The following is an 810-nucleotide window of genomic DNA, read 5'->3' as shown; positions in this document are numbered from 1 at the left end:
GTCGATGTGGCGGACGTAGGGGATGAAGGTCTCGGGTTCGAGCTCACGGCTTCTGACGGTAACGGTACTAGGCAAGGCCGAGGTCCCTTTCGTCATAGCGCCGAACGAGCTTCATCGGAGTGAGACTCGATCCGCCCCAGAACCCGCTGTTGCGAGTTCTGCCCCGCGTCTCGACCCAGCCGAGCAGCACGCGGAACATATTGTGGTCGTGCTTGACGATCGCCTTGAAGATGACGTGGAACACCAGGCCGACGAGCGCGTAGGCCACCGATCCCGCGACGATGAAGAGGATCGTCGTGAAGATCATGTTGATCCCCATCGCCTCCATCGTCACGCCGCCGATCATCGCCGGCCTGGTGCAGGCGAGAAACAGCGTGTCTTCCTCAAGGGCAATCCGCTCGGTCACGCACTAGCCTCCTGAGATCATGTTGACGATCTCGGTCGCACCGAAGATGATTCCGATGCCAAGCACGACAAAGGCCGCCTTGCGCAGATCGAGGTAGCCGAACATCCATGCGATGCCGACAATGATCACGGCGATGATGGCCAGCAGTCTCGCGACATTGCCGGTAAGCATGTTGACGATATTCTGCAGCACACTTTCGATCCCGCCCGCCTGGGCGAAGCTAGGCTCGACCAAGGTCAGGGAAAATACCGCCGCCATCGCTGCGGTCGCCGCGTACGGCCTTATGCGAGCCGATAGGTTCATAGGCGCATTACTCCTTTTGCTCGTTGGAAAAGACGAGGACGGAGGATTGCCGCCCCGAACTGTAGACATCCCATCGCGGCACTGAAGCCTGGGATTGCTGC

The 810-nt window shown here is 59.8% G+C and carries 2 protein-coding genes; both read right to left on the bottom strand.

The window, feature by feature from the left end:
• Nucleotides 1-67: 67 nt before the first annotated feature.
• Nucleotides 68-406, bottom strand: a complete 339-nt coding sequence (locus tag CEV33_RS01345; protein WP_094538721.1) for a type IV secretion system protein VirB3 — start codon at nt 404-406, stop codon at nt 68-70.
• Nucleotides 407-409: 3 nt separating this feature from the next.
• On the bottom strand, nt 410-709 hold the full coding sequence (locus CEV33_RS01340; RefSeq protein ID WP_094538720.1) for a TrbC/VirB2 family protein: 300 nt from the start codon (nt 707-709) through the stop codon (nt 410-412).
• Between the last annotated feature and the right edge of the window lie 101 nt (nt 710-810).

The organism is Brucella grignonensis, assembly GCF_002252505.1.
GTDB lineage: Bacteria > Pseudomonadota > Alphaproteobacteria > Rhizobiales > Rhizobiaceae > Brucella > Brucella grignonensis.
The sequence above is the reverse complement of the archived record's forward strand: the minus strand, read 5'-3'. Positions and strand labels throughout refer to the sequence as shown.